The 2,135-nt window shown below is 67.6% G+C and carries 2 protein-coding genes and 1 riboswitch; both genes read right to left on the bottom strand.

Annotated elements, in window-relative coordinates; genetic code table 11:
* The coding region (locus A2J03_RS15345) for a VWA domain-containing protein (RefSeq protein WP_068375552.1) at window positions 1–1,757 on the bottom strand (1,757 nt) is incomplete at its 3' end.
* Window positions 1,758–1,801: 44 nt separating this feature from the next.
* A riboswitch (adenosylcobalamin (AdoCbl) riboswitch) is annotated at window positions 1,802–1,949 on the bottom strand.
* Between the two features lie 12 nt (window positions 1,950–1,961).
* Window positions 1,962–2,135, bottom strand: a 174-nt coding sequence (locus A2J03_RS15340) for a GNAT family N-acetyltransferase (protein ID WP_156520410.1), incomplete at its 5' end; no start/stop codon positions are given.

Below are 2,135 nucleotides of genomic sequence, written 5' to 3'. Positions count from 1 at the left end.
ACCACCGATGCGATTCCGTCGCCGGCCACGCGGTTGGCCGCAATGCGTGCGCGCCCGACGGGATCGATCCCGCCGGTGGCGCGACCATCCGTCATGGCGACTACGAGCGCCCGCCGCAGTGGATCGCGGACCTTTTCACGAAGCACCACCTCGCGTGCTTTCAGGAAGCCCTGTGCGAGAGGCGATTTGCCGCCTGTCTTCATCCGACGAAGCCGCGTGACCGCCACGTCGACGCTCGACGTGGGTGGAAGCACGAGCTCGGCATCGCGTCCACGAACGGTGATGACCGCGACCTTGTCGCGGCGTTGATAGGCATCCTTGAGCAGGGACAGAACTGCGCCGGTGACCGCGGACAACCGATCGCGCGCGGCCATCGACCCGGACGCGTCGACGACGAAGACGATCAGGTTGCCTTCGCGGCCCTCGCGCAACGCACCCCTGAGATCGGCTGGTTCGAGCTTGAATCGACCCGAGGTACGCCCGCGGCTCACCTGTTCTTCGGCAGCGGCGAAGAGTGTCCCGATCACGTGGATGCCTTTGCCGCGCTCCGTCGTCGGTCGAACCGCACGCCCCTGCGCCGACCGTGAGCGAGACCTACGCCCGGGCGCCCCTTCGCCGATACCCGTCAGCTCCATCGTGCGGGCACGAAACTGCGCACCCGGTGCCGCGGCCTCCCGTTCACGCGAACCACCGCCGTGCGGCGGTGAGTCCGAGTTCGGTTCCTCACCCGATTCCGGAGCCTGAGCTCCGCCTCCATCGTCGTCGGGGTCGGTGTCCGGGTCGGGTGCGTCGGGTTCCCGGCGGTGCGCGTCGGCCTGCTCGGCGGCATCGCGCATCTTCTCGTCCAGAGCTCCGTCGTCGATCCCCGGTTCGTCGAAGGGATCTCGCCGACGTCGGTGCGGCAGAGCAAGTTCCGCAGCGACGCGCACATCGGCTTCCTCGACCACAGCCGAGCCGCGCCACGCCGCATGTGCGGTAGCGGTCCGAGCCACGACGAGATCGGCTCGCATACCGTCGACGTCGAACGACGCGCAGAGCGCCGCGATTCGTCGCAGTTCGGTGTCGTCGAGTACGACATCGTCGACGACGGCTCGCGCGCGACGGATTCGATCGGCGACCTCGGCGTCCTCGGCCGAGTATGCGGCCGCGAACACCTGCGGGTTGCGTTCGTAGTTCAGGCGCCGCCGAACTACCTCCATTCGAGTGTCGACGTCACGCGAGGCTTTGACGTCGACCGCGAGTCCGAACCGGTCCAGGAGCTGGGGGCGCAATTCGCCCTCCTCTGGATTCATCGTCCCGACGAGAACGAACTGCGCCGGGTGCGAGTGGGATACCCCGTCGCGCTCGATGTGCACTCGGCCCATCGCGGCAGCGTCGAGAAGCACGTCGACGAGATGATCGTGCAGCAGATTGACTTCGTCGACGTACAGGACTCCGCGGTGCGCGGCGGCGAGCAAACCGGGCTGGAACGCGCGCTCACCGTCGCGCAGCACTTTCTCCAGGTCGAGCGAGCCGACGACGCGATCCTCGGTCGCCCCGACCGGGAGTTCGACCAGCCGCGCCGGCCGCACGATGCCGTCGTCTTCCACCTCGGGCAGCAGCGCTGCGAGCGCTCGAACCACCGTCGACTTGGCAGTGCCCTTTTCGCCGCGCACGAGCACTCCCCCGATACCGGGGTGAACTGCGCACAGGACCAGGGACAGGCGCAGCTGATCCTGACCGACGATCGCACTGAACGGATAGCCGGGCTGCTGCACTTGTGTTCTCCTTCGTCCCGACGGACTCCGCGCCGCCGGATATGAATGACCCGCCGGACAGACGGGCCGTACTACGAAGCTGTGCGGTGATCTGACTTCGGTGCCGGGCAGTGTGCCCGGCACCTACACAGTGGCGGGACCGCGCCTGATTCGCACAGGACTTCCCCGCACCAGCTCCGGTGTCGTTCTTCTATCGATTCGAATCTACGTCTCACTCCACGGCGTACCGCCGCCACGGCGCATCGGCGTGTGTGGGATGCCGTCCTCGAGTACCTCCTCGCCGTCGGGCAGGAACCCGTGCTTGGCGTACATGTCGACGAGGTAGCTCTGCGCGTTGATTCGACACGGAGAGGACCCGACCTCCGCGAGCGCGGCGCG

The sequence above is a fragment of the Rhodococcus sp. EPR-157 genome, assembly GCF_001647195.1.
Taxonomy (GTDB): domain Bacteria; phylum Actinomycetota; class Actinomycetes; order Mycobacteriales; family Mycobacteriaceae; genus Rhodococcoides.
The sequence above is the reverse complement of the archived record's forward strand: the minus strand, read 5'-3'. Positions and strand labels throughout refer to the sequence as shown.